Source organism: Lysobacter antibioticus (genome assembly GCF_001442535.1).
GTDB lineage: Bacteria > Pseudomonadota > Gammaproteobacteria > Xanthomonadales > Xanthomonadaceae > Lysobacter > Lysobacter antibioticus.
In genome coordinates this window covers 5,059,009-5,080,997 of sequence record NZ_CP013141.1, presented here as the reverse complement: position 1 = coordinate 5,080,997, position 21,989 = coordinate 5,059,009, and the positions used below count along the sequence as shown (strand labels likewise).

Annotated in this window: 20 protein-coding genes and 1 tRNA gene; 10 read left to right on the top strand and 11 right to left on the bottom strand. The window is 63.1% G+C overall.

Annotation, left to right across the window (positions count from 1 at the left end):
- The first annotated feature begins 184 nt into the window (after positions 1-184).
- The 9 genes from GLA29479_RS20540 (at position 185) to GLA29479_RS26240 (ending at position 10,098) form a co-directional block, all read left to right on the top strand.
- Positions 185-4,747: an RHS repeat domain-containing protein gene (locus GLA29479_RS20540; protein ID WP_144436656.1), complete on the top strand. Its 4,563-nt coding sequence runs from the start codon at positions 185-187 to the stop codon at positions 4,745-4,747.
- Positions 4,744-5,517 carry a hypothetical protein gene (locus tag GLA29479_RS20535; RefSeq protein ID WP_057972690.1) on the top strand — a complete coding sequence of 258 codons (774 nt, stop codon included), beginning with the start codon at positions 4,744-4,746 and terminating at the stop codon, positions 5,515-5,517. Before GLA29479_RS20540 ends, GLA29479_RS20535 begins: the two co-directional genes overlap by 4 nt.
- Positions 5,518-5,531: 14 nt before the next feature.
- The gene (locus tag GLA29479_RS23955) at positions 5,532-6,479 is read left to right on the top strand and encodes an RHS repeat domain-containing protein (RefSeq protein WP_082638852.1); all 948 of its coding nucleotides are present in this window, start codon (positions 5,532-5,534) and stop codon (positions 6,477-6,479) included.
- 125 nt (positions 6,480-6,604) lie between these two features.
- On the top strand, positions 6,605-6,973 hold the full coding sequence (locus GLA29479_RS23950) for an OmpA family protein (protein WP_169795703.1): 369 nt from the start codon (positions 6,605-6,607) through the stop codon (positions 6,971-6,973).
- A 45-nt stretch (positions 6,974-7,018) separates the two neighbouring features.
- Positions 7,019-7,477, top strand: a complete 459-nt coding sequence (locus tag GLA29479_RS23945) for an OmpA family protein (RefSeq protein ID WP_082638850.1) — start codon at positions 7,019-7,021, stop codon at positions 7,475-7,477.
- Positions 7,478-7,513: 36 nt separating this feature from the next.
- Positions 7,514-8,017 carry an OmpA family protein gene (locus GLA29479_RS26170; RefSeq protein WP_082638849.1) on the top strand — a complete coding sequence of 168 codons (504 nt, stop codon included), beginning with the start codon at positions 7,514-7,516 and terminating at the stop codon, positions 8,015-8,017.
- Positions 8,018-8,204: 187 nt separating this feature from the next.
- Positions 8,205-8,732 carry a hypothetical protein gene (locus GLA29479_RS24875; protein ID WP_144436655.1) on the top strand — a complete coding sequence of 176 codons (528 nt, stop codon included), beginning with the start codon at positions 8,205-8,207 and terminating at the stop codon, positions 8,730-8,732.
- A gap of 218 nt (positions 8,733-8,950) precedes the next feature.
- Positions 8,951-9,538 carry a DUF416 family protein gene (locus tag GLA29479_RS23935; RefSeq protein ID WP_082638848.1) on the top strand — a complete coding sequence of 196 codons (588 nt, stop codon included), beginning with the start codon at positions 8,951-8,953 and terminating at the stop codon, positions 9,536-9,538.
- Between the two features lie 233 nt (positions 9,539-9,771).
- A complete protein-coding gene (locus GLA29479_RS26240; RefSeq protein ID WP_057972689.1) occupies positions 9,772-10,098 on the top strand; it encodes an OmpA family protein in 327 nt (108 codons plus the stop codon).
- Between the two features lie 253 nt (positions 10,099-10,351).
- Here the strand turns inward: GLA29479_RS26240 and GLA29479_RS20525 are convergent, their stop codons facing one another.
- Entirely contained in the window at positions 10,352-10,720 is a 369-nt protein-coding gene (locus tag GLA29479_RS20525) for a hypothetical protein (protein ID WP_057972688.1), read from the bottom strand.
- Positions 10,721-11,058: 338 nt separating this feature from the next.
- Between GLA29479_RS20525 and GLA29479_RS20520 the strand changes: the two genes are divergently transcribed.
- Positions 11,059-12,129, top strand: a complete 1,071-nt coding sequence (locus tag GLA29479_RS20520; protein ID WP_425599955.1) for a GGDEF domain-containing protein — start codon at positions 11,059-11,061, stop codon at positions 12,127-12,129.
- A 30-nt stretch (positions 12,130-12,159) separates the two neighbouring features.
- On the opposite strand, the gene GLA29479_RS20515 is transcribed toward GLA29479_RS20520, so the two are convergent.
- The 10 genes from GLA29479_RS20515 to GLA29479_RS20470 all read right to left on the bottom strand — a co-directional run bounded on the left by GLA29479_RS20515 (position 12,160) and on the right by GLA29479_RS20470 (position 20,738).
- Positions 12,160-12,774 carry a hypothetical protein gene (locus GLA29479_RS20515; RefSeq protein WP_057972686.1) on the bottom strand — a complete coding sequence of 205 codons (615 nt, stop codon included), beginning with the start codon at positions 12,772-12,774 and terminating at the stop codon, positions 12,160-12,162.
- Between the two features lie 29 nt (positions 12,775-12,803).
- On the bottom strand, positions 12,804-14,207 hold the full coding sequence (locus tag GLA29479_RS20510) for a pectin acetylesterase-family hydrolase (RefSeq protein WP_057918574.1): 1,404 nt from the start codon (positions 14,205-14,207) through the stop codon (positions 12,804-12,806).
- A 436-nt stretch (positions 14,208-14,643) separates the two neighbouring features.
- Entirely contained in the window at positions 14,644-15,531 is an 888-nt protein-coding gene (locus GLA29479_RS20505) for a DMT family transporter (RefSeq protein WP_057973291.1), read from the bottom strand.
- 20 nt (positions 15,532-15,551) lie between these two features.
- Positions 15,552-16,592: a UDP-N-acetylmuramate dehydrogenase gene (murB, locus tag GLA29479_RS20500; RefSeq protein WP_057972685.1), complete on the bottom strand. Its 1,041-nt coding sequence runs from the start codon at positions 16,590-16,592 to the stop codon at positions 15,552-15,554.
- 57 nt (positions 16,593-16,649) lie between these two features.
- Complete coding sequence (locus tag GLA29479_RS20495; RefSeq protein WP_057918572.1) at positions 16,650-17,708, bottom strand: quinone-dependent dihydroorotate dehydrogenase; 1,059 nt, start codon at positions 17,706-17,708, stop codon at positions 16,650-16,652.
- Between the two features lie 164 nt (positions 17,709-17,872).
- A complete protein-coding gene (locus GLA29479_RS20490; RefSeq protein WP_057972684.1) occupies positions 17,873-18,163 on the bottom strand; it encodes a DUF4190 domain-containing protein in 291 nt (96 codons plus the stop codon).
- A 172-nt stretch (positions 18,164-18,335) separates the two neighbouring features.
- Positions 18,336-18,557 (bottom strand): hypothetical protein, encoded by a 222-nt coding sequence (locus GLA29479_RS20485; RefSeq protein ID WP_144436654.1) that lies wholly within the window; start codon positions 18,555-18,557, stop codon positions 18,336-18,338.
- Between the two features lie 158 nt (positions 18,558-18,715).
- Positions 18,716-18,907, bottom strand: coding sequence for a hypothetical protein (locus GLA29479_RS20480; protein ID WP_057972682.1), 192 nt, complete (start codon positions 18,905-18,907; stop codon positions 18,716-18,718).
- 123 nt (positions 18,908-19,030) lie between these two features.
- Complete coding sequence (amaB, locus tag GLA29479_RS20475) at positions 19,031-20,563, bottom strand: L-piperidine-6-carboxylate dehydrogenase (RefSeq protein WP_031373777.1); 1,533 nt, start codon at positions 20,561-20,563, stop codon at positions 19,031-19,033.
- A 98-nt stretch (positions 20,564-20,661) separates the two neighbouring features.
- A tRNA-Arg gene (locus GLA29479_RS20470) sits at positions 20,662-20,738 on the bottom strand.
- Between the last annotated feature and the right edge of the window lie 1,251 nt (positions 20,739-21,989).

Below are 21,989 nucleotides of genomic sequence, written 5' to 3'. Positions count from 1 at the left end.
ACGGTTGGGCGTCGATAGATGTGTCATCTGCACATTCATGTTCAACGAATTCATCCTCCGTTTCCTGCGGTACTTCGAACGCTTGCAAAGCACATTTCATACGAAGAAAGATTGCGACGGGAAGCGGACAAGGTTGCCCGCATCGAAGGTTTCAGCTGCAACGGCTGACTGGCACGGATGAACCATGAAAACTGCAAACGGAACTACCGATCGCAATCACTGGTTGCGGCGCGCCTTGGTCTGGACGGCGTTTTTCGCACTGGCGTTGACGCTCGGTTCGGTACGGGCCCAGGGGACCGATTGGCCTAACGAATACGCCAAGCGGGTTCGTTCCACCGAGAACGTGTCGCCGCTGGGCGACGAAGCGTTCGGCGACAAAGTAAGCCTGTTCAACGGCACTGTCCGCTTCAGCCACGATCTGGTCGCTTTGCCCGGAAACAGCGGGTTGCGCGTGGCGCTGGGTATTTTCCACGACCCGCACGACATCACCCAGGGGCAGCTCAATGGCAATTGGGACCTCGACATCCCTTATGTCGGCGCTGTCCACGAGAGCAAGAGCTCTCAGCAGAATGGCTGGGTGCCGGTACCCGCGAACGTCAACAACGGCTATGTCGAGTTCGACCGCTCGATGTTCTGGAGCGGTAACCGGCTCACCATCGATGGCGGCGGCGGTGGGGACTTGCTGAGCATCCCGGCGGACCCGAAGCGCGTCAAACCGGTGAACTCGATCAACTACACCTACGCCACCAAGGACGGTTGGTTCTTCTCCGAATTGCCCAGCGTACAGAACGGTCCCGGCAAGGGACTGATCGGCTATGCGCCGGACGGCACGAAATACACCTTCGATTGGCTGGTCTACCGCCGTTACTCGTCGATCACCCATCCCTGGGGCTACAACGTCCCCAACGCCCTACTGCATCGCTACAAGCTCAAGCTCTACGTCAGCAAGATCGAAGACCGTTTTGGAAATTGGGTCAAGTACGAATGGGAGCTAGATCATCCCAAGCGTATCTATGCCAGCGACGGTCGCGAGATCAGCATGACCTATACGGACTCGGCGCCGTATCTATTCACCGGAAACTTTCAGACCAATATCCTCACCGCGACCGTGAACGGCCGGCGTTGGACGTTCACCTATCCTTATGGCTATGGCGGCAACGTCCAGAACCCGGATGGGACCGAATGGAAGTACGACGGACCGGCGCAGTTCAATACGCACCGCCTGGACGTGGCCGAGTACCTGTTGAACCCGGAGACCAACCAGACCTACCCGAAGAAGAACGTTCCGTGCTCGCCCGGTTCGATCTTGAAGGATACGACTTCACGAGCCAGGATCACTCATCCGTCGGGCGCCGTAGCGGAATACATTTTCAAAGGCATGCGGCACGGCCGAACCAGTGTGCCTTACCTTTGCGAGACCGGAAGCGACGAAGGAAACAGTCAGCGCAACCGCTACTCCACTCATCACGACACCTGGTCGCTAATCGAGAAACATATTTCCGGCCCCGGTGTCGCCGAGCAGGTTTATACCTATTCCTACGACGGGTTGGGCGAGGGCTACGAGACCCAGGACGAGTCGCGTTGGGACATCGGGCCGGATTGGAACGCCAAGTACGCACCGCCGGCACCGAACTACAAGACAGTGACGGTGACCGAGCCGGATGGTACGCAGAACGTGCATACCTTCGGCCGCGACCGGGATATCAACGAAGGGCTGCTGTTCAGCGTCGTCACCCGTAAAGCCGGGGTGATCTACAAGGTCGTCCAGAACAACTACCTTTCCGACGCGGAAGCGGCGAATCAGCCGTTTCCCGATTGGATGGGTTCGAACGGGGATGAATATTCCGACCGGCTTCCCAATGCCAATCGGCCGTTGAAGTCGGTGGTAACCACGCAGGACGGCGCCACCTTCAACCGCAGCTTCAACAGCTTCGATGCATTGGTCCGTCCTCTCAGTGTGAGCAAGTGGGCGTCCGGCACATCGAGCGATCGCAGCCGCACCGATACGACGGCGTATCACGATGACCTGGCGCTATGGGTGCTCGGCCAAGTCAAGAGCGAGACCAACGCCGATACCGGCTGGGTGATGTCGGAGACGCGCTACAACGATAACGCTCAAGCGATTCAAAGACTGACCTTCGGCCGCCTGGTCGAAAGCTATGCCTATCATGCGGATGGAACGCTGGCCGAGGTCAGGGACGGGCGCAACAATGCGGTCTCTTTGAACGGCTGGAAGCGGGGACTGCCGCAATCGATCCAATATCCCAACCAGACCGGTGAGTCCGCGGTGGTGGACGATAACGGCTGGATCAGTTCGGTCACCGACGAAAACGCGTTCACTACCGCCTACTCTTACGACCCAGTGGGGCGGCTGGCATCGATCAACTACCCAGGTGCGGACTCGAACGCTTGGTACCCCACTAACATCACCTTGTCGCGCCGGGATATGGCCGAATACGGCCTGCCGCCCGGGCATTGGATGCAGAGCACCGTTACCGGAAATCGGGCGAAGAACGTCTTTCTCGATGCGTTATGGCGGCCGGTACTGACCCATGAATGGGACGGCGCCGATCTGTTCGGCACCATACGCATGACCGCAGCGCGCTACGACGAGAAGGGGCGGCCGACCTTTTCGAGTTATCCGGGGCTGGACTGGGGGACCGGGCCTGCACAGGGTACGCACACCGAGTACGACGCCCTCGGGCGCGTCGTATCGATCAAGCAGGACAGCGAGCTCGGTCAACTGACGACGCGCACCGAGTACTTGGCCCAGTTGATGACGCGAACGACCAATCCGCGCCAGCAACAGACCGTCACGCTGTTCCAGGCATACGACCAGCCTGCCTACGACCTGCCAGTTGGTGTCGTGCAAGGCGAGGGGATCGCCACTGAACTTCATCGCGATCTGTTCGGCGCGATCGAGAGCATCAAACGGAGAAACTCGGACGGAAGCGTGCAGGCGGTGCGCCAGTACGTGTACGACGACCGCAAGCGCCTGTGCAAATCGATCGAGCCGGAAACCGGCGCCACCGTCGTGGATTACGACGCCGCCAACAATGTGGCGTGGTCGGCGTCCGGCGTGGCGGCGCCTGCGGCGAACAATTGCAACCGCGACGAGGCGCTGGCCTCCGGCCGGGCCGTCACTCGCAGCTACGACAGCCGCAACCGGGTCAAGACGCTCGCATTCCCGGACGGCCGCGGCAATCAGTGGTGGGACTATTACCCGGATGGCCAGGTGAAGCAGATCGTCACCAACAACACCAGCGGCGCGGCTTCGGTCACCAATAGCTACGAATACAACAAGCGCCGCTTCTTGACCCGCGAGCGCCTGCAGTTCGATGGCATCGATTGGGCCATCGGCGTGGCGTACAGCAACGAAGGTCATCTCGACTCGCACACCTATCCCAATGGGCAGGCGGTTGCCTATGCCGTGAATGCATTAGGGCAGCCGCGACAGGCGGGTGCTTATGCGACGGGCGTGGCCTACTTCGCCAATGGAGGCATGTCCAGGTTCACCTACGGTAATGGCATCGTCCACACCTTGGAGCAGAACCTGCGCGGCCTGGCCGAGCGCAGTCGCGACGCCGGCAACGCTGCCGTCCATGACGACAGCTACGACTACGACGCCAACGGCAATGTGGCGGCTGTCAGCGACGGTTTGCCGGGTGCCCGAGGCAACCGCAGCATGACCTACGATGGCGTGGATCGGCTGACTGCCGCGAGCTCGGCCATGTTCGGCTCGGCCAGCTATGGATACGACGTATTGGACAACCTGCGCACGGTCGACGTCGCGGGGCGCAGTCATACCTACTACTACGATGGCTCCAATCGCCTGACCAACGTCCAGCTGACCGGTACCGGTCAATCGGTGATCGGGCTGGGTTACGACGTTCAAGGCAATCTGGATAACAAGAACGGCCAACAGTTCAAGTTCGATTTCGGCAATCGTTTGCGCGAAGCCGTCGGCGCCGAGACCTATCGTTACGACGGCCATGGCAGGCGGGTATTGGCGACCAGTCCCACCTTTGGCGGCATCGTTTCGATGTACGGCCAGGATGGCGTGCTGCGTTATCAGCGCGATTTCCGCAAAGAAAAGGACATCGCCTATATCCAGCTCAACGGCAGCCTGGTCGCTCGTGCCAGCACCCCGGTCGCACCCGACGTGCCTGTGTTGACGGCGCCGAGTTTCGTCGCGCAGAGCAGTTTCGAGGTGAGCTGGAGCCTGACCACGGCCCAGGGCAGTTACGAGCTTCAAGAGCAAGCCAATGGCGGGTCCTGGCAAGGGATCTACAGCGGCGCGGAGCGCAGCCGGACGCTGTCCGGGCGAGCCGACGGCAGCTACGGTTATCGGGTGCGGGCCTGCAACGCGGTGGGTTGCGGTGGTTGGAGCGCGGTCGCGACCGTCGTGCTGCAGCGTCCACCGTCTTCGGCGCCGTCCTTGTCCGCGCCGGGTACTGCTCTCAACGGCCAGTACAGCGTGGGTTGGAGCAGCGTCGGAGGGGCCACCGATTACGTGCTGGAAGAAAGCGCGGACGGGGCGTCATGGACGACCGCATACAGCGGTACCGGGCTGTCCAAGGCGTTCGCCGGCAAGGCGGCGGACAGCTACCGCTATCGCGCGAAAGCTGCAACCCCACCGGGTGCGGGCCTTACTCGGCCGAGGGTACAGTCCAGGTCATCTATCCACCCGCCACGGCGCCCTCCGTCTCAGCGCCGGCGCAAAGTGATCAGGGCAGCTTCACCGTGAGCTGGAGCAGCGTCGCGAGTGCGGGCAGCTATCAGTTGGAACAAAACGCGCTGGGGCAAGGGTGGGCGCTGATCCAGGACGGCGCGGCGACCAGTCGGACTATCTATGGTGGTTCCACCGGCACCTATTCCTACCGAGTGCGTGCCTGCAATGCCGCCGGCTGCGGCCCCACGTCCGGCGACGCCAACGTCTATGTCATAGGCCCGCCGACGGCCGCACCGGGGATCAGTGTCCCGGCCAGCAGCAACAACGGCACCTTCTGGGTCGGTTGGAACGGTGTCGACACGGCAACGACCTACCAGCTCGAAGAGAGCGCTGGCGGTGGCGCTTGGACCCTGATCTATCAAGAGAACACCGGCGGCGCGACGATCTGGGGGCGGCCGGATGGCACCCGCGGCTATCGCGTGCGCGGATGCAACGCCGCCGGCTGCGGCCCGTACTCCCAGCCCGGATTCATCAGCATCGACCATCCGCCGGGCACGCCGGCGATCAACTTGGCGGATTGGCTGCGCAATACGCTGCGCGGCAAGATCGTGATGGATACCTGCACGATCCGTTGGGGAGCGGTGGCCAAGGCGACCAGCTATCAACTCCAGTCCACCGACAGCGGTGCGGTGCTGTACAGCGGCGCGGCCACACAGATCCAGTCCAGTTCCAGCGGCCAGTACTGCGCCTACAACTACGCCGTCCGCGCCTGCGGCTCCGGTGGCTGCTCGGCCTGGTCGAGTCCGCCGTACCCGGCGACGCGCCGAACCGAAGCGATGGACTGAACGGAGGCGATGACATGAAATGGATCTCGAACCTCGTCGCGGCGGCTCTGCTGAGCTTCGCCTCGCTTGGGGCGCAAGCGGAGACCGTCGTCGAATACATCCATACGGATGCGCTCGGCAGCCCGGTGGCCGTGACGGACGTCAATCAGAATGTTGTTGAGCGCAGCGAGTATGAGCCGTATGGTCGACTCTTGAATCGTCCGGTATCCGATGGTCCCGGATATACCGGTCATGTCAGTGATGCCGCGACTGGTTTGGCCTACATGCAACAGCGCTACTACGACTCGGAAGTAGGGCGTTTCCTGTCCGTCGATCCTGTTGCAGCAAACTCGAAAACGGGTGGCAACTTCAATCGCTACTGGTATGCGAACAACAATCCTTACCGCTTTATCGATCCTGATGGACGATATGTGTGTTCAGGGAGTAAGTCTCATTGTACAAGCCTCGAAAAAGCCCTCGAGCGCATTGCTTCGGCTGCGAGTAATCCCCGGCTTACTTCGAGTGAACGAAGTGTCATGGCCAGAATCGCGGGCTTTTACGGAAAGCCAGGGGAGGACAATAAAGTAAGTGTTTCATTTGGTGCGTTAAAGGGCCCCGGCGGAACTGCTGCTTTCCGCGCAGATGGGGGGGCGCATATTACGCTTGATATCATGCAAGCTACGAAAAAAACTGAAAACGATACGTTGAACGTTTTGGGTCGGGCTGCTGCTCACGAGGGGGAGCACGGTGCGAATGATCGGGCTCGCGGAAGACCAGTTGCAACACGGGCAGAACGTAAACAGGAAGAGGTTGCTGGCTATAGTGCCCAGGCTTATTTTCAAAAATCGGCTAATTTCTCTGAGTCTTCAAGTGATGGCTGGATTTTTTGGAAGGGTATGATAAGTAAGGAGAATATTGAGCGGCAGGCAGAAGGTTCTGTCAATACATCCTGTGTATCGAGCAGGGAAGGGAGTTGCAAGTGATGATGAGGAATTCCACGTGGCGCGCAAATTGGTTAATTCTTTCGATCTCGTCATTGTTCGTGTCTTGTTCGTCTTCGAGTGAAATTGGCCGAGCAGAAGTAGTGCCCCTGCATTCCGGTTTGGAGATGACCGCTGTCGAGATCAAGTCCGGTCATCCCAAAGGCAGGGAAAGTCTCGAGTCAATATTGGGAGATCCGAAGGAGTACTTCTTAAATGCGCTGAAGCGAGACGCGAAGATAATAAAAAACCACTCGCACGTGAGGTTTGAGGTGCTTGGCTTCACGGATGATATGGAGTGCATCGATAGCCAATGTCGAGATCTATCTATTCGAAGGGCGAGGCTGGTATACGATTGGCTGATTTCTAACGGTGTGGCGCCTGCATCACTAAAGCCTCCTGTCGGTCATGGCAGCGAGATGCCAATCGCAGACAACGGTACGGATGAGGGGCGGGAGAAAAATCGGCGCGTGGAGATAAATGTCAGCGTCGACTGACTGCGCCTGTGTAAGTACGGCAAAAGCTTTTTTGTGGGGGCTGATATGCGTCGCCAGATTGCGATGGCTGTTCCGATGTTTTTGGCCTGTTGTACAACGCAGGTAAAAGAAGCTGGGTCTGGGCTAGGAAATGTTCGCGCCACTTCTTTTGAATTCAACAGGGTCGAATTTAAGGTCGGCCGTCCATTGGTGGATGACTTGATTGTCGATGTCTTAAGGGAGCCAAGTTCGGAGCAGATCAGGCTTTTGAAAGAAAATTCTGATGCCTTGAAAGAAACGCGGGGGCTCGGCGCCGAAGTCATAGGGTTTGTTGATGGGAAAGAGTGTGTTCAAGCTGCTTGTTTGGAATTGTCCATGCGACGGGCAACGTACGTTTACGATTGGCTTGTTGAACAAGGAGTACCCCCGTCCAAGTTGAAAGGACCAGCGTCAGGGGGGCTGACTGGCCGATTGGAGATGGTTCAACTGAGGACGGCAGGCAGATTAATCGTCGTGTTCAATTAGATGCTATGCCAATAGATCCCTAAAGGTTCATTTGAAATGGCTAATAATGTTAGGCCTCCACCACATGGAGTGGTGGTTGCCCATCTGCTCTTGTTTTTCGTTTTTTGTTCCGCATGCAAGGGGGCTGGAGGCGAGTATGACGAAAATAGAGTTGCATTGGCCTCCGGGATAGAGATAGTCCCTGTGCGCATGAAGTCCGGGCATCCAACGAATAACGAAAGCATTGAGGCGGCGTTGGCTGAGCCTGAGGGGTTTTATAAGCGAGCGCTCCAATTAAACGTTGAAGCCATCAGAGGTACGCCTCAGCTGAGGTTTGAGGTGCTCGGCTTTACCGATAGAATCGAGTGCCGCGAAAATTGCCAAGAACTATCCGCTCGCAGAGCAAAGATGGTGTATGACTGGCTGCTTGCAGCGGGAGTTTCTTCATCATCATTGACAACACCTGTCGGTCATGGAAGTAACATGCCAATAGGCGACAACGAAACGGACGAAGGACGGTCGCGGAATCGTCGCGTAGAGATAAATCCGACTGTCGATTAGCATGCCTCCGAATGATGTAGCAAAGGGCTCGGCAATAAGGCGGATCATATGGTTGCAGGTGCTTTGCAAGCTCAGTCAGGCTGGAAATTTGCTGAATTAACCTACTTTTAGGCGGTGGGATAGTTTCGGAATTGGTGGCAGATGCCGTGGGCGGTTTTTTCAGGCAGTTCAAGTCGGATGATTGGCCATGCGAATCATATCGTTCTTTGTTCTTTGGCTCATGTTTTTTGGTGATAGTTTTGCTCAAGAAGGAGGTGATGTTCGTCCCCTTGAGGAGGTTTTCGCAAAATCGGAATTTATATTCTTTGGCGCGGTGGTTGGATCCGGGATCGGGTCTTGCGCGGGCTATGAAGGCCGGCGCTCCTATTACATGATTAGAGTGACTGAGGTTGCGAAGGGGAAGCTTGAGAATCGTGATGTCAAAGCTTGTGGGGACGCGCCATTGTTGCTTTCGAATCGATATTTGGTGGCGGCCAATAGACATCCTGGTGGTGACATAGTCTTCGAGCCGGACGCTGTGTTGTTGGTTTTTCCCTTGGACGAGTTCTATCGGCTAATTTCGTTTGACGGTCCAGTAGTGGCGTCCGACCGCGGCGACGCATACGCGGTTGGCCTGCGCGAGCCGAATTTCATAAAGCGCTTTGGAGCTTCCATCGGGATGAAGAAGCAATGCCATCGTTCTTCAGGTGGCGGTAGCGAAAAGGGCTGTAAATAAGGGCTGGAATGCACAGGTTGGTCGGTGGGCTGGAGTGGTGGGCTGAGGAGAGTTCTCGGCTAAGCATTGATGTCTTGGTGTTTAACTCGGTTGTGTACGCGTGATACGGGATTGGCCCTGAAGTGTGTGCCCAAGATGCGTGGGATGTCGTAAAGCTCTGGGTGCCGATGGTTGCTGGCTCTAGTTGACGAATTACCTGAAGGGTGCGCTAGATCAATATGGCCACAGATATGTGTGTGGGCGCTTTACGCGCTCAACCCGAATGGAAAACTATCGCGTTCATGGCGACGTGCTGCGAACGCATGGTTCCCAATTTCTACCGCTTTTACGCTGAGACAGGCTTTGGCGATCCTGGTGTTCTTCAAAATGCCCTCGATCATGTTTGGGTATGGGTAAAGGATGGCGTACTGCCTGAGAATCGAGTCGATTTGATTTCTTCCTGCGATAGACAAGCGCCTGATACAGAGAATTTTAGCTCCGAATTCACTTCGGCAGCGCTTGATGCAGCTAACGCACTGTCGATTACGTTAGAGGCTCTAGATGAGCCTGCTTCAGAGAAGGCGGAAGTGGTCGCAGAATTGGCGATAGATACCGTGGACGGTTTGGTCCAGGCACGTGAAGAACTAGATCCGGCCGATCCGAGTTTCGAAAATCGGATTCGTTCGTCGGGGCTGATGCGCGCCGAGCTTTCTGCGCAGTCGGCGTGCGTTGATTGGCTGCTCGCGAGTGATGACAGGAGCGCCGTTGTCCAACTTAGGGAGTTACAGGCGAGCTGTTTTGATCGGGATGTTCAATCATCTGTATGAAGTGGCTGGCCAGACTCATCTTGGGGCGATCAAATGGATAAGAACATAAGATCTGGAGCTGCTACGGTTCGCATCGCTACGCCGACATTGAGGGTGCAATGAAACTATCTGCCTGATCTGCCTGATCTGCCTGATCTGCCTGGTTGCTGACGGCCTGTTTATTGGTGTTTTCTGCGAGCGTTAACTGCACTTCGTTCGACCTTCGTGGCGCATCTTTCAAGTCGGGTCATCCCATGAAGGGAGAAAGTATCGAGACCTCGGTCCAAGATAAGGCGGATATTGCTGCTCTGGAGGAATCCATTGAGTCACTAAAGCGCTTCCCGCAAATTCAGTTCGAGATCGTAGGCCATACGGATCATTACGAATGTGAGTGGAATATGTGCAGCGATCTCGCCTTGAGGCGTGCGCGTCTTGTGTACAAGATGGTATTGGACTCCGGGATCGACCCTTGGCGAATCATTGCGCTGAGGGAGTACTCGTTCAATCGTCCAATCGCAAGCGGGCATGAGGACTACAGGAAAAACCAACGAGTCGAACTTAATCTTGTAGAAGACCCCTAGGGGCTCGTTCCCGGCCTGGCGGCGGTTGCAGTGTTGAATACCCAGGATAGTGTCTGCCGAGGTGAAGCCGAGGGTTGCCGTCGGTTATTCGCTCGAAGCAGGGTGGCTGCAGTAGGTGAGTTGTAATCTACGAAAGTCGGGCGATAAACACGATGATCTGTGCGGCCATGCCGGCGCGGTTCGCGCCGGCGCCGTATTCAAAGCGCTATTCAAAGCGCTATTCAAAGCGCTATTCAAATTGATCGGCTAAGCCTCACCACTCGCGCCATTCCTCGGTGATGTCGTCCTGGCCCGTGCCCACGCCGGCGGTCGCGGCGACACGGATGATCAGCTCGCACAGGCCTTCGCGCTGGTCGGTCTCGATCAGGCTGTGGCCGCAGCGGGCGTTGAGGGCGTTCAACGCGAGCACCGCGTCTTTGACCGCGCCGCTGGCGCGGGCGTTGTCGCCGCCGGCGTTCGCTATGGCGTCGAGGAAACGATCGATGATCCCTTCGCAGTCGTCGATGTCCGATGCGGTGTATCCCGCGTCGCTGCCGTCTTCCTTGAGTTCTTCCATGTAGCTGCGCATGCCGTCGAGGATCTCGCTCTTGAGTTCGACGTAATCGTTCGTTTCCACTTGCACGTGGCCCTCTCTATGGCGGTGGGTGCGGTCGTTCGCTGCAATCGGTCGCGGGCCGCATGGCCCGCATGGCGCATCGATTGTAGCCGGCCGACGTTGCAGCCGATGCGACCCGGCGCCGGTACGGCATCGCGCAATGGCCGTGACCGTGGTCGGCGAAACCGGACCCGGCTCGAGTCCGGAGCGGATCGGTGCTTGCGCCCGGCGCGGATTCGCGGCAAGGCGGCGGACCTTGATCCGTGCCCGATCGGGCTCGGCAGCGGCACAGCCTTGCTAGACTGCGCCGGTCGTAGCCATGACAGGGGATGGCTTCGACCCGTCCGACGCCTGGAAACCGAGTCGTGCAGAAACCCGAGATTCCCGCCAACGAAGCCGCACGCCTGGCGGCGTTGCGCAGCTACGACATCCTCGACACCGCCCCGGAAAAGGATTTCGACGATCTGGTCGCCATTGCGGCCGCGATCTGCGACGTGCCGACCGCGCTGGTCAGCCTGATCGACGCCGACCGCCAGTGGTTCAAGTCGCGCATCGGCATGGCGGCCAGCGAGACGCCGCGCGAGTTGGCCTTCTGCGCCCACGCCATTCTCGAGCCGAACCGGACCATGGTGGTGCCGGATACGCACAACGATGCGCGTTTCGCCGACAGCCCGTTGGTCGTCGACGACCCCAATATCCGCTTCTATGCCGGGGCGCCGTTGATTGCCCCGGGCGGGGAGGCGCTCGGCACCCTGTGCGTGATCGACCGCCAGCCGCGCGAGTTGCGCCAGCACCAGTACGTCGCTTTGCAGGCCTTGTCGACCCAGACCTCGCGCTTGCTGGAACTGCGTCGGGTCAGTCATGCGCTGGCGCGGCAGCTGCAGGAGAGCGACTGGTACGAGCACAAGCTGCTGCAGTATCAGAGCGAGCTCGAAGCCAGCAACGCCGATCTGACCGCGCTGACCCGCACCGATCCGCTGACCGGTCTGCCGAACCGGCGTGCGTTCGCGCTGGCGTTGGAACAGGCGCTGGCGCGGCACGAGGCGCCGGCGACGCTGCATGTCGCCGTGCTCGACATCGATCACTTCAAGACCATCAACGACATCCACGGCCACCCCGAGGGCGACCGCGTCCTGCTCGCGGTGGCCGAGGCCTTGCGCCTGTACGCGGCCGCGCCGGGCGGAGTCGCGCGTTACGGCGGCGAGGAGTTCCTGATGATGTTCGAGTGCGGACAGGCGCAGGCGCAGCTGCAATGCGAATACGTGCGCGAGGCGGTCGCGAACCTGCCGGTCGGCTTGCCGTTGACGATCAGCATCGGCCTGGCCACGCACCGCGCCGGCGAGGACACGGCGGCGACCTTCGCGCGCGCCGACCAGGCCTTGTATGCGGCCAAGCGCGGCGGCCGCAATCGGGTGGTGGTGGCCGAAGGCGATTGAGCGCGCTGCCGCCAGCCGGCAGTACTATCGCTATCGATAGGCCCGTTCGCGCTCGGCCTGCAGGCGTTGGCGCAGGTACTCGTCGCGGCTGAGGCCGCCGGGGATGCGCTGCATCGCCATGACCTCGGCGACCACGTCGCGCTCGCGTTGCTTGTAGTCCCGGAAACGCGGGTCTCGCTGTTGCTGCTCCTGCCACTGCGCATTACGGCGCGCGGCGTCGGCGCGGTAGCGCTGGGCGAGGGCTTCGACCTGCGCGGCCTGTTCGGCCGGGTCGGCGACGGTGGCCTGGATCAGCCCGACCCGCAGCAGCATGGTTTCGCCGGCGGAGAGTTCGCCGGCGTTCTCGTAAGCATCGATCTTGCGTTCCAACACCTGTGCCCGCTGGTTGCGCACGACCGGGCCCAGGTTGCGCGCATCGCGGAAGAAGCGCTGCGCATCGCGCTGGAACTGCTGACGCTGACGATAGTCGCGGGTCTGCGGCGTCGCCAGCAGGGCCTGCATCTGCGGCGGCGCGTCGGTGCTCCGGCCGTTGCTGGCCGGTGCGGTGTCGGCTTTCGCCTTCGATAGCGGCAGCCAGCCGCTGCCGACCGCCGCGGCGATGGCCACGGCGGTCAGGGCGAGCACCCACAGGATGGTCGTGCGCATAGGGGTCTGCTTCGATCAGGTTGCCTCCGTCAGGCCAGCAGTTGGTCGACCAGCCAGTACAGCAGGTTGAACGGCTTGGCCTTGTCGCGGCTGTCGTTCTGTTCGGACGCGTCGCGCACCTTGCCGTTGCCGTCGAGCACGCTGTCGATGAAGTGCTTCAGCTCCAGGCTCTGCTCTTGCACGTCGCCGTTCTTGAAATCGACGATGGTCGTGCAGTGGCTTTCGTTCAAGGCGCGGTATTGCGGGAAATAGCCGCCGAAGTTGTCCAGGCCGTTGAGCCGGTCCGACAGGCGCTGGGTATCGCCGGCCCACTTGGCGTGGATCAGCGCTTCCTTGGCGGCCTGGTTCGGTGCCGACTGGATGTCGTCGTGGAAGCGTTCGTAGGAGTACGAGGAGTAGTTCAGGTCCTGCCAGAAGTGGGTCGCGCCGAGACGGTCGCTGCCGTGCTTGTTGGCGAGCGCGGGATAGATCGAACCGAGTTCGTCGAGGTCGAGTTGCGGCAAGCCGCTGGCGAGGTAGGCCAGCGGGCCGTTCGGCGCGTCCAGGCCCCAGGCGCCGCGGATATGCGCCATCAACGGCTGCGAGGGATATTGCGCCGGGTTGCCGTTGCGCGGGGTCGGGAAGATCGGGCCGGAGTCGTCGATCAGGAAGGCGCGGGTCGGTGCGAGATCGCGGCGCAGCGGGTCGTAGTTGATCAGGCTGCCGGCGCCGCCGGCGCTGCAGCCGGTGCTGAGCATCTGCCCCGGTCGCGGCAGGTTGTCCTTGAGCCAGGCGGTGAGCGCGCGCGAATTGCGCAGGCCGTTGTGGTGCCAGACCAGCGGTTGCGCTTGCCCGCTCGGGTCGTTGTAGACCGCGACCTTGTCGCCGCCGTAAAGGTCCCCGGTGCAGTAGGGCACGTAGACCATGTTCCAGCCCTGGGTCTTGACCCCGTCGAAGGGGCTGACCCGGGTCACGAACGGGCTGACCAGGCTGGCGCCGGGGTTGAGTAGCTTCATGTAGTCGTCGGGCACGCCGTTGGGATTGCGCGCGCCGCGCACGCCGCCCTGGCCCGAACAGCTCGCGTAATCCCAGCACGCGCCGCCGCCTTCCATGTAGATGATGGTGTTGGTGGTGTCGGGCACGCGATTGACGAAGATCTTGTACGGCGAGCCGTTGCCGCAGACCGCGCCGGTCTCGGCCGGCAACTGCACCGTCTGCCATTGGTAGTAGGCGCCGGGATCGAAGCCGTCGGCGCGTGCGGCGTCGCGACTGAGCAGCGGGTACTGACCGCTGCGCTGCGCTGGCTGGACTTTGTTGTCGGGTTTGGGCGGCGAGAACAGGTTGCGGATGGTTTCGAAGAAACCGTAATCGCCTTGCTCGGCATGCGAGGGCAGGCTGGACAAGGCGACGGCGCCGCCCAGAAGGGCGACGGCCACGTGACGGCTCAGTGCCATGATCTCTCTCCTTGGATCGTCATGAAGGGAGGAGCGGGTCGCGTTACCGGCGCGCGCTAGGGCGTGCGCGTGGCCGGTTCCCCTCCGTACTGCCGCGTCTGGATAGCGTCCGCCGTACGGCCGCGTCAATCGCGCCGGCGTGCGCCGGACCCGATCCGAGCAGGTTGACCGCTAATGCGGCCGCGCCTGTCCGCTAATGCCCGGACCGCGATCACGGAATCGCCTCGGGCCGTTCGTGCCTTCGTGCGCTGCAACAAGCGTTGCCGAACCCGGGCGAGCCAGCTCAAGCCGCGGATGCAAATACGCAGAGATGACTGCCCTCTTCGTGAGAGGCGGGTTGTTCCCCTTTGAAAAAGGGAGGGGAGGGGGATTTGCGTCAGGTCGCGACAACCATCTAAACCAAGACGACCACAACCACGCCAACCGCCTACCCAACTCACTCCCCAGGCACCGCCCCCGCCGTAGCCGCGGCCGACGCCGCGCGCCGCGCCAGCACCGCTTCGCGATGAGCGATATAGGCGTTCGAGGCCAGGATGATCGCCGCGCCGGTCACCGTGTAGGCGTCGAGGCTTTCGCCGAACCATAACCAGCCGGCCGTTGCGACCAGCGGCAGTTGCATGAAGCTGATCGGCGTCAGCGCAGAGACTTCGCCGAGCTTGAGCGCATGCGTCCACAGCACTTGCCCGCCGGTGCCGAACACGCCGGCGGCGACGATCCACCACCACACCGTGCCCTGCGGCCACTGCCAGACGAACAATGCCGGGATCAACGACATCGGCACCCAAAACGCATAGGTGTAGAGGACGATGGTGTTGGCCGAGTCGATGCGCGAAAGCTGCTTGATCTGGATCGAGATCACTCCGCCGAGCACCGCCGCGAGCAAAGCGGCGAGGCTGTCGATGGAGAAATCCGCCGAGCCGGGGCGCACGATCACTAGCACGCCGATGAAACCGGCCAGCACCGCGAGCCAGCGCCGCGCGCGCACTTGTTCGTGCAGGAACAGCACCGCGGCGATGGTGACGAAGATCGGCGTCGAATAGGTCAGCGAAATCGCCTGCGCCAGCGGCAGGTGGCCGATGGCCCAGAAGCCGGCCAGCATCGAGCAGATGCCGATCAGGCAGCGCACGAAATACTTCGGCAACTGCCGGGGGCGCAGTTCCGCGCGCTGCGCGCCGAGCAACAGCGGCAGCACCGCGAGCAGGCCGAACAGGTTGCGGAAGAAGGCGATCTCGAAGGTGTGCAGCGAGTGCGAAGCGAAACGGATCGCGATGGTCATCACGCCGAACGAAATCGTGCTGGCCAGCATCAGGCTGGCGGCCCGCATCGGATGCGCCGGCGCGGCGCTCACCACGAGGCGCCGATCAGGCGCGGTTCCGGTTCGATCGCGACGCCGTAGCGGGACTGCACCGAGGCGGCGATGCGGCGGGCCAGGTCGAGCAACTGCACACCGCTGGCCTCGCCGTGGTTGACCAGCACCAGCGCATGCGCGGCCGACACGCCGGCGTCGCCGTGGCGATGGCCCTTCCAGCCGCAGCCGTCGATCAGCCAGGCCGCCGACAGCTTGCGCGTGCCGGCATCGTTGCCGCGGAACGACGGCATCGAGGGGTGCTCGACGAGCAAGGCCTCGGCCTGCGCCAGCGGCACGATGGGGTTCTTGAAAAAACTGCCGGCATTGCCGAGTACGGCCGGGTCGGGCAGCTTGCGGCGGCGGATCGCGATGACCGCATCGGCGACCGCCTGCGGCGTCGGCGCGTGCACTCCCATCGCCGCGAGCTCGTCGCCGAGGCCGGCGTAGTCGAGCTTGAGCGCGGGCGTGCGCGACAGCGAAAACTCGACCGCGCTGATCAGGTAGCGGTCCGGCGATTGCTTGAACAGGCTGTCGCGGTAGGCGAACTCGCATTGCGCATTGTCGAAGCGCAGCCAACGCCGGGTGGCCGGCTCGAAGGCCTCGACCGCATGCACGAAGTCGCGCACTTCCACCCCGTAGGCGCCGATGTTCTGGATCGGCGAGGCGCCGACCGTGCCCGGGATCAGGGCCAGGTTTTCGGGGCCGGCGAAACCCTGCGCGAGCATCTGCATGACGAAGCCGTGCCAGGGCACGCCGGCGTCGGCGCGGACGATCGCGCGCTCGCCGTCGTCCTCGACGATGCGTACCTGGCGGCCGCTGAGTTCGAGCACAGCGCCGCTCGGGTCGCCGGCGAACAACAGGTTGCTGCCGCCGCCGAGCACCAGGGCCAGGCCGCCGCTCAATTCGGGGCGGTCCAGCGCCTCGGGCAGAGCCGCTGCATCGTCGACGCTGACCAACCATGGCGCGCGCGCGGCGACGCCGAAACTGTTGCGGTCTTTCAGCGAGGCATCGCGCAGCACGCGCACGCTCGGGTTCATGCGCTCATGCCTGCGAACCATGCCTGCGAATAAGAAATCGGATGGATGACAGCGGACTCAGATCGTCGGTGGGACATTGCCGCGGCTGGGCGCTTCTTTACGGCGGCGGATCGCTTCGACGCATTCGTGGACCAGCGCCGGCCCGCGATAGACCAGGCCCGAATAGCACTGCACCAGGCTCGCGCCGGCGGCCATCTTGGTGACCGCGTCGGCCCCGGACAGGATGCCGCCGACGCCGATCATCGAAATGTTTTCCGGCAGGCGCGTGCGCATTTTGCGCAGCACCGTGGTCGACTGGCTCATCAGCGGTCGTCCCGACAGTCCGCCGACTTCCTTCGCGTGCGGGCTGTCTTCGACGCCGTCGCGCGCGATGGTGGTGTTGGTGGCGATGACGCCGTCGACCTGCAGCTCGCCGAGCACGCGGCCGGCGGCTTCGATGTCGTCGTCGGACAGGTCGGGCGCGATCTTGACCAGCATCGGCACGCGCCGGCCTTCGCGCGCGGCGAACTTCTCCTGCGCCTCGCGCAGGCTGCCGACCAGGCGGCGCAGCGACTGCTCTTCCTGCAGCTCGCGCAGGCCGGCGGTGTTGGGCGAGGAAATGTTGACGGTGATGTAGTCGGCCAGCGGATACACGCGTTCGAGGCAGTAGAGGTAATCGCTCTCCGCGTTCTCGTTCGGCGTGTCCTTGTTCTTGCCGATGTTGATGCCGAGCAGGCCGCGCTTGCGCCGCGCCTTGGCGACGTTGCGCACCAGCGCGTCGACGCCGTCGTTGTTGAAGCCCAGACGGTTGATCACCGCCTGCTGTTCGGGCAGGCGGAACATGCGCGGACGCGGGTTGCCGGCCTGCGGCTTGGGCGTGACGGTGCCGATCTCGATAAAGCCGAAACCCAGCGAGAGCAGGGCGTCGACGTGGGCGCCGTTCTTGTCCAGGCCGGCGGCCAGGCCGACCGGATTGGGGAAGCTGAGGCCGAAGACTTTGGTCGGCAGCGGCTTGGGCGGCCGTGCCATGAGGGGATTGAGGCCGCTGCGATAAGCGGTTTCCAGCGCCGTCAGGCCTAGGCCGTGCGCTCGTTCGGCATCCAGTCCGAAGAGAAAGGGTCGGGCAAGGCTGTACACGAGGTCGTCGGGGGCGCTCGGGGACGGGGACGCCGATTATCGCCCAAGCGGGTGGCCCGGGGCGAGCACGGCGTGTGGCGGTTGGCGACGGCGGGGCTGGACCGCACGCCGGCGGGATGGGCGGCCGTTGCGCGATGCGGCCGGAGACGCATCGCGCGGGGGCGTCAGTGCTGGCCGCTCAGCGCCAGGACCGTGGCCAGGCCGCCGAAGAACAGCACGATCACGATGAGGCTGAGAAGGGCAATGATCACCGAGCCCCAGCCCAGGATCAGGCCGCCGATGGCCAGGCCGTTGCCGTCGTAGCGGTCCGGTTCGCGGCGGATCTGGCCGCGTGCCATGTGGCCGGTGATGATGGCGCCGAGGCTGCCGACCAGGGGCAGCAGGGTCCAGCCGAGGATGCCGGCGATCAGGCTGATGATGGCCAGGACGTTGGTCTGGCGGACGGGCATTCGCATGGGGGGACGGTCCTTCGTGATTGGATCGGGCCACAGGATACGACGGGTGCGGCGTCCTGGGCTTGTCCTCGGGCGGGCTCGTCCTGCCGCCGGCATAGCGCCGCCCCCAACGACGCAAGCCGCGGCCAGGCCGCGGCTTGCGTGCGAGCGACAGCGATGTTCGAGCGCTCGATCAGTCCGGCGGATAGCTCATCGCGCAGCCGTTGGCGGTCTCGCAGGCCCACATTTCTTCGAGGCAGGGTTGGGTGTCGTCCGGATGGCTGCTTCGGCAGGCGCGGTAGCCGTCCAGGCAGTGATCGCATTGCGGCGCCGCGTAGGCGGTCAGCGCGGCGGCGAAGCCGAAAACGCCGAACGCCAACGCGCTCAAGCGGATGCTGCGGTTCCGTGTGTCCACAAGTCGTCCCTCACCGTCGCCAGTCCATCTGGCGAGCCCATGCTAGGGGCGGAGGTGCGGCGATTACGCCGAATGCGTCGCGGTCTGCGGCCGTGGATGTAGCGGAGTTCTGAGCTTGCTATCACAAAACGGCGTGACTGCCAGCGGGCTGCGTTGCGCTAGCCCGGGCCGCTGGAATCGATGGGCTCGACCAGCACCTCGGCCGGCCTCAGGCAAAACCGCGGAGAGTTACCGCCGAACCACAGGTAACCGTAAGCGTCGATGCGCAGTACCGGCAGCGACCGGCCTTCGAAGCGGCGCAGCTCCGCGACCTCGGGCTCGGGCAGATCGTGGATCAACCAGTCGGGCAAACAGGGAATGCATACCCGCGTGCCCGCGCCGATGGGCTGGCCCGCGGCATCCGTTGCCGCCAGGGGAAACCCCGGCGGCAACGGGCCTTGCGTTCGATCGGAGAACGGCATCGCCGCCCGCGCTTACAGATCGAACTTGATGCCCTGTGCCAGCGGCAATGCGTCGGAGTAGTTGATCGTGTTGGTCTGGCGGCGCATGTAGGCGCGCCATGCGTCCGAACCCGACTCGCGGCCGCCGCCGGTTTCCTTCTCGCCGCCGAACGCGCCGCCGATCTCGGCGCCGGAGGTGCCGATGTTGACGTTGGCGATGCCGCAATCGGAACCTGCCGCCGACAGGAAGGCTTCGGCAGCCTTGAGGTTGGCGGTGAAGATCGACGACGACAGGCCCTGCGGCACGTCGTTCTGCAGGGCGATGGCTTCGTCCAGCGTCTTGAACTTCATCACGTACAGGATCGGCGCGAAGGTTTCGGTCTGCACGACTTCGGCGTCGTTGCTGAGGCCGGTGACGATGGTCGGCAGGACGAAGTTGCCCTTGCGCTCGATCTGCGCGCCGCCGGTCTCGACCTTGCCGCCGCTGGCCTTGGCCTTCTCGACCGCATCCAGGTAAGCCTGCACCGCATCGCGGCTGTTGAGCGGGCCCATCAGGTTGGCCGGGTCGGTCGGGTCGCCGATCTTCTTCTCGACCTGCTTGAACGCGGCGACCAGCTTGGCCAGCACGTCGTCGTGGATCGACTCATGTACGAACAGACGGCGGGTGGTGGTGCAACGCTGGCCGGCGGTGCCGACCGCGCCGAACGCGATCGCCGGGATCGCCAGTTTCAGGTCGGCCGAAGCGTCGACGATGATGGCGTTGTTGCCGCCGAGTTCCAGCAGCGAGCGGCCCATGCGGCGCGCGACGCGCTCGCCGACCACGCGGCCGACCTTGGTCGAACCGGTGAAGCTGACCAGCGCGATGCGCTTGTCGTCGACGAAGTTCGAGGCCAGCTCGGTGCCGGCGTCGTTGAACAGGAAGAAGATGTCCGGGAAGCCGGCGGCGCGCAGCGCCTCGTTGCAGATCTTCATCGAGGCGATCGCCGACAACGGGGTCTTCGGCGAGGGCTTCCAGATGGTGATGTCGCCGCAGATCGCCGCGATGAACGAGTTCCAGGCCCATACCGCGACCGGGAAATTGAAGGCCGAGATCACGCCCACCAGGCCGAGCGGATGCCACTGCTCGTACATGCGGTGGCCCGGACGCTCGGAGTGCATGGTCAGGCCGTACAGCTGGCGCGACAGGCCGACGGCGAAATCGCCGATGTCGATCATTTCCTGCACTTCGCCGTCGCCTTCCGGCTTGGACTTGCCCATTTCCAGCGCGACCAGCGAGCCCAGCGCGTCCTTGTGCTTGCGCAGCGCGTCGGCGCACAGGCGGATCGCTTCGCCGCGGCGCGGCGCCGGCGTGGTGCGCCACACCGCGAAAGCGGCCTGGGCGCGCTCGACGATGGTGTCGTAGTCGCTCTGCGAGGACGCCTGCACGCGCGCCAGCACTTCGCCGTCGGTGGGGTTGATCGGCTCCAACACGCCGGCGTCGGCGGTCTTCGACCATTCGCCATGACCGAGGTAGGTGCCGGACTCGTTGTCTTTGAGTCCCAGGGCGGCGAGAACGGGGTGGGTCATACCGAAAGCTCCAAGTGATGGTCGCGCCGTGGCGTGGCGAGACGGAAAGGGGACGCCCTCGCGGGCGCCGGCAGCGCGCATATGCGGCGCTGCGTGGTTGGCGACCCCGACACGATTCGAACGTGTGACCTTCCCCTTAGGAGGGGGATGCTCTATCCAGCTGAGCTACGGGGCCGTTGCGATTTCACGGTGTAGCCGGCTGCTCTACGACCGCGCTGCGCCTGAGTGCAGCGAGCCGGAGGATTGTACCCGGGGCGGCAGTGGCCCGGCCACGACCGCATCCGCCGGTCGAGTCGGGGACGCCGCGTTGCCGTGCTTGAGCGCTAAACCACGACGGTTGCGGCCGGATTCGCCGCATGGCGGCTCGTCTTGCCGGGGCTCGGCCATAACCAGCCCGATCGAGCGGAGCGGTGCGCCCGAGTCGGCAAGCTCGGCGGTGACGAGCCGCAGCCGGGACCGTGAGAACCCCGGCCCGGGTTGTCGGACCAGCGGTACGGGAAATCCTAGTCATTTGACTTAATGTGTCGTCTAGCACAGTTAAAGATGCGACGAGGTCCGCTATCGGGCTCGTTTCACGTTAGCTGTTGCCAACGAAGCGTCTCAGGGAGTGGCGCTTCTGTCCCGGGTACCGGCTGCGGCTGGCCGCTCGCGTGGCCTAGGGGTAGGCCGCGAGCGGCAAGGCTCAGGACGATTTTTGCAGGGGAGCACCGCGTTCGTCGCGCACAGGCCGTGCACGCGATCGCGTGTGCGTGGGTTTCGTGCAACCGCACTGGGGTTCGCCTAGGGGGCGATTTGATGGTTATGAAGAGTTTGCGATTCCGTGCCGGCGCGACCGCGCGCTTGCGTCTCGATCCGGCCCTGCGCGCGGCTCGCGGTGCCATCCTCCTCGGCGGCCTGCTGTTGCTGGCCGGGCTCGGCATGACCGGCACTGCCCAGGCGCAGAGTTGCGGCGTCGGCGAAACGCCGGCGGCGTTCGGCTTCACCGGTGGCGAACAGACCGCCACGGTGCCGGCCGGCGTGCATTCGCTGACGGTCTATCTCAGTGGCGCTCAGGGCGGCGCCGGCCGCAGCGGTGCTGGCGACGATGTCGGCAGCAACCCGAATTCTCCGGGCGGCGCGGGCGGCCTCGGCGGCCGAGTGCGCGGCACCTTGGCGGTGACGCCGGGCGCGGCGCTGTCGATCTGGGTCGGCGGGCAGGGCTCGCAGGCGGTCAATCCGGGCGGCATCGGCGAGGGCCTCGACGGCATCGGCGGCGGCGCCACCGACCTGCGCGTCGGCGGCAACGGCATCGGCAACCGCGTCGGCATCGCCGGCGGCGGCGGTGGCGGCGGTAACGCCGGTTGGAGCAGCGATGATGTCGTCGCCGGCGGTACTGGCGGCGTGGGCGGCGGCGGTACGGGCGGCGCAGGTGCCGACGTGCCGGGCG

Excerpts from the sequence above, each read along its gene's own strand:
- GLA29479_RS23950 (WP_169795703.1), top strand. The coding sequence starts at position 6,605 with ATGACCGCTGTCGAGATCAAGTCCGGTCATCCCAAAGGCAGGGAAAGT.
- GLA29479_RS20510 (WP_057918574.1), bottom strand. The coding sequence starts at position 14,207 with ATGGCACTGAGCCGTCACGTGGCCGTCGCCCTTCTGGGCGGCGCCGTC.
- amaB (WP_031373777.1), bottom strand. The coding sequence starts at position 20,563 with ATGACCCACCCCGTTCTCGCCGCCCTGGGACTCAAAGACAACGAGTCC.
- GLA29479_RS20490 (WP_057972684.1), bottom strand. The coding sequence starts at position 18,163 with ATGCGAATGCCCGTCCGCCAGACCAACGTCCTGGCCATCATCAGCCTG.
- GLA29479_RS23955 (WP_082638852.1), top strand. The coding sequence starts at position 5,532 with ATGAAATGGATCTCGAACCTCGTCGCGGCGGCTCTGCTGAGCTTCGCC.
- GLA29479_RS20515 (WP_057972686.1), bottom strand. The coding sequence starts at position 12,774 with ATGCGCACGACCATCCTGTGGGTGCTCGCCCTGACCGCCGTGGCCATC.
- GLA29479_RS26170 (WP_082638849.1), top strand. The coding sequence starts at position 7,514 with ATGGCTAATAATGTTAGGCCTCCACCACATGGAGTGGTGGTTGCCCAT.
- GLA29479_RS23935 (WP_082638848.1), top strand. The coding sequence starts at position 8,951 with ATGGCCACAGATATGTGTGTGGGCGCTTTACGCGCTCAACCCGAATGG.
- GLA29479_RS26240 (WP_057972689.1), top strand. The coding sequence starts at position 9,772 with ATGAAGGGAGAAAGTATCGAGACCTCGGTCCAAGATAAGGCGGATATT.
- GLA29479_RS23945 (WP_082638850.1), top strand. The coding sequence starts at position 7,019 with ATGCGTCGCCAGATTGCGATGGCTGTTCCGATGTTTTTGGCCTGTTGT.
- GLA29479_RS24875 (WP_144436655.1), top strand. The coding sequence starts at position 8,205 with ATGCGAATCATATCGTTCTTTGTTCTTTGGCTCATGTTTTTTGGTGAT.
- GLA29479_RS20505 (WP_057973291.1), bottom strand. The coding sequence starts at position 15,531 with ATGCGGGCCGCCAGCCTGATGCTGGCCAGCACGATTTCGTTCGGCGTG.
- GLA29479_RS20540 (WP_144436656.1), top strand. The coding sequence starts at position 185 with ATGAAAACTGCAAACGGAACTACCGATCGCAATCACTGGTTGCGGCGC.
- murB (WP_057972685.1), bottom strand. The coding sequence starts at position 16,592 with ATGAACCCGAGCGTGCGCGTGCTGCGCGATGCCTCGCTGAAAGACCGC.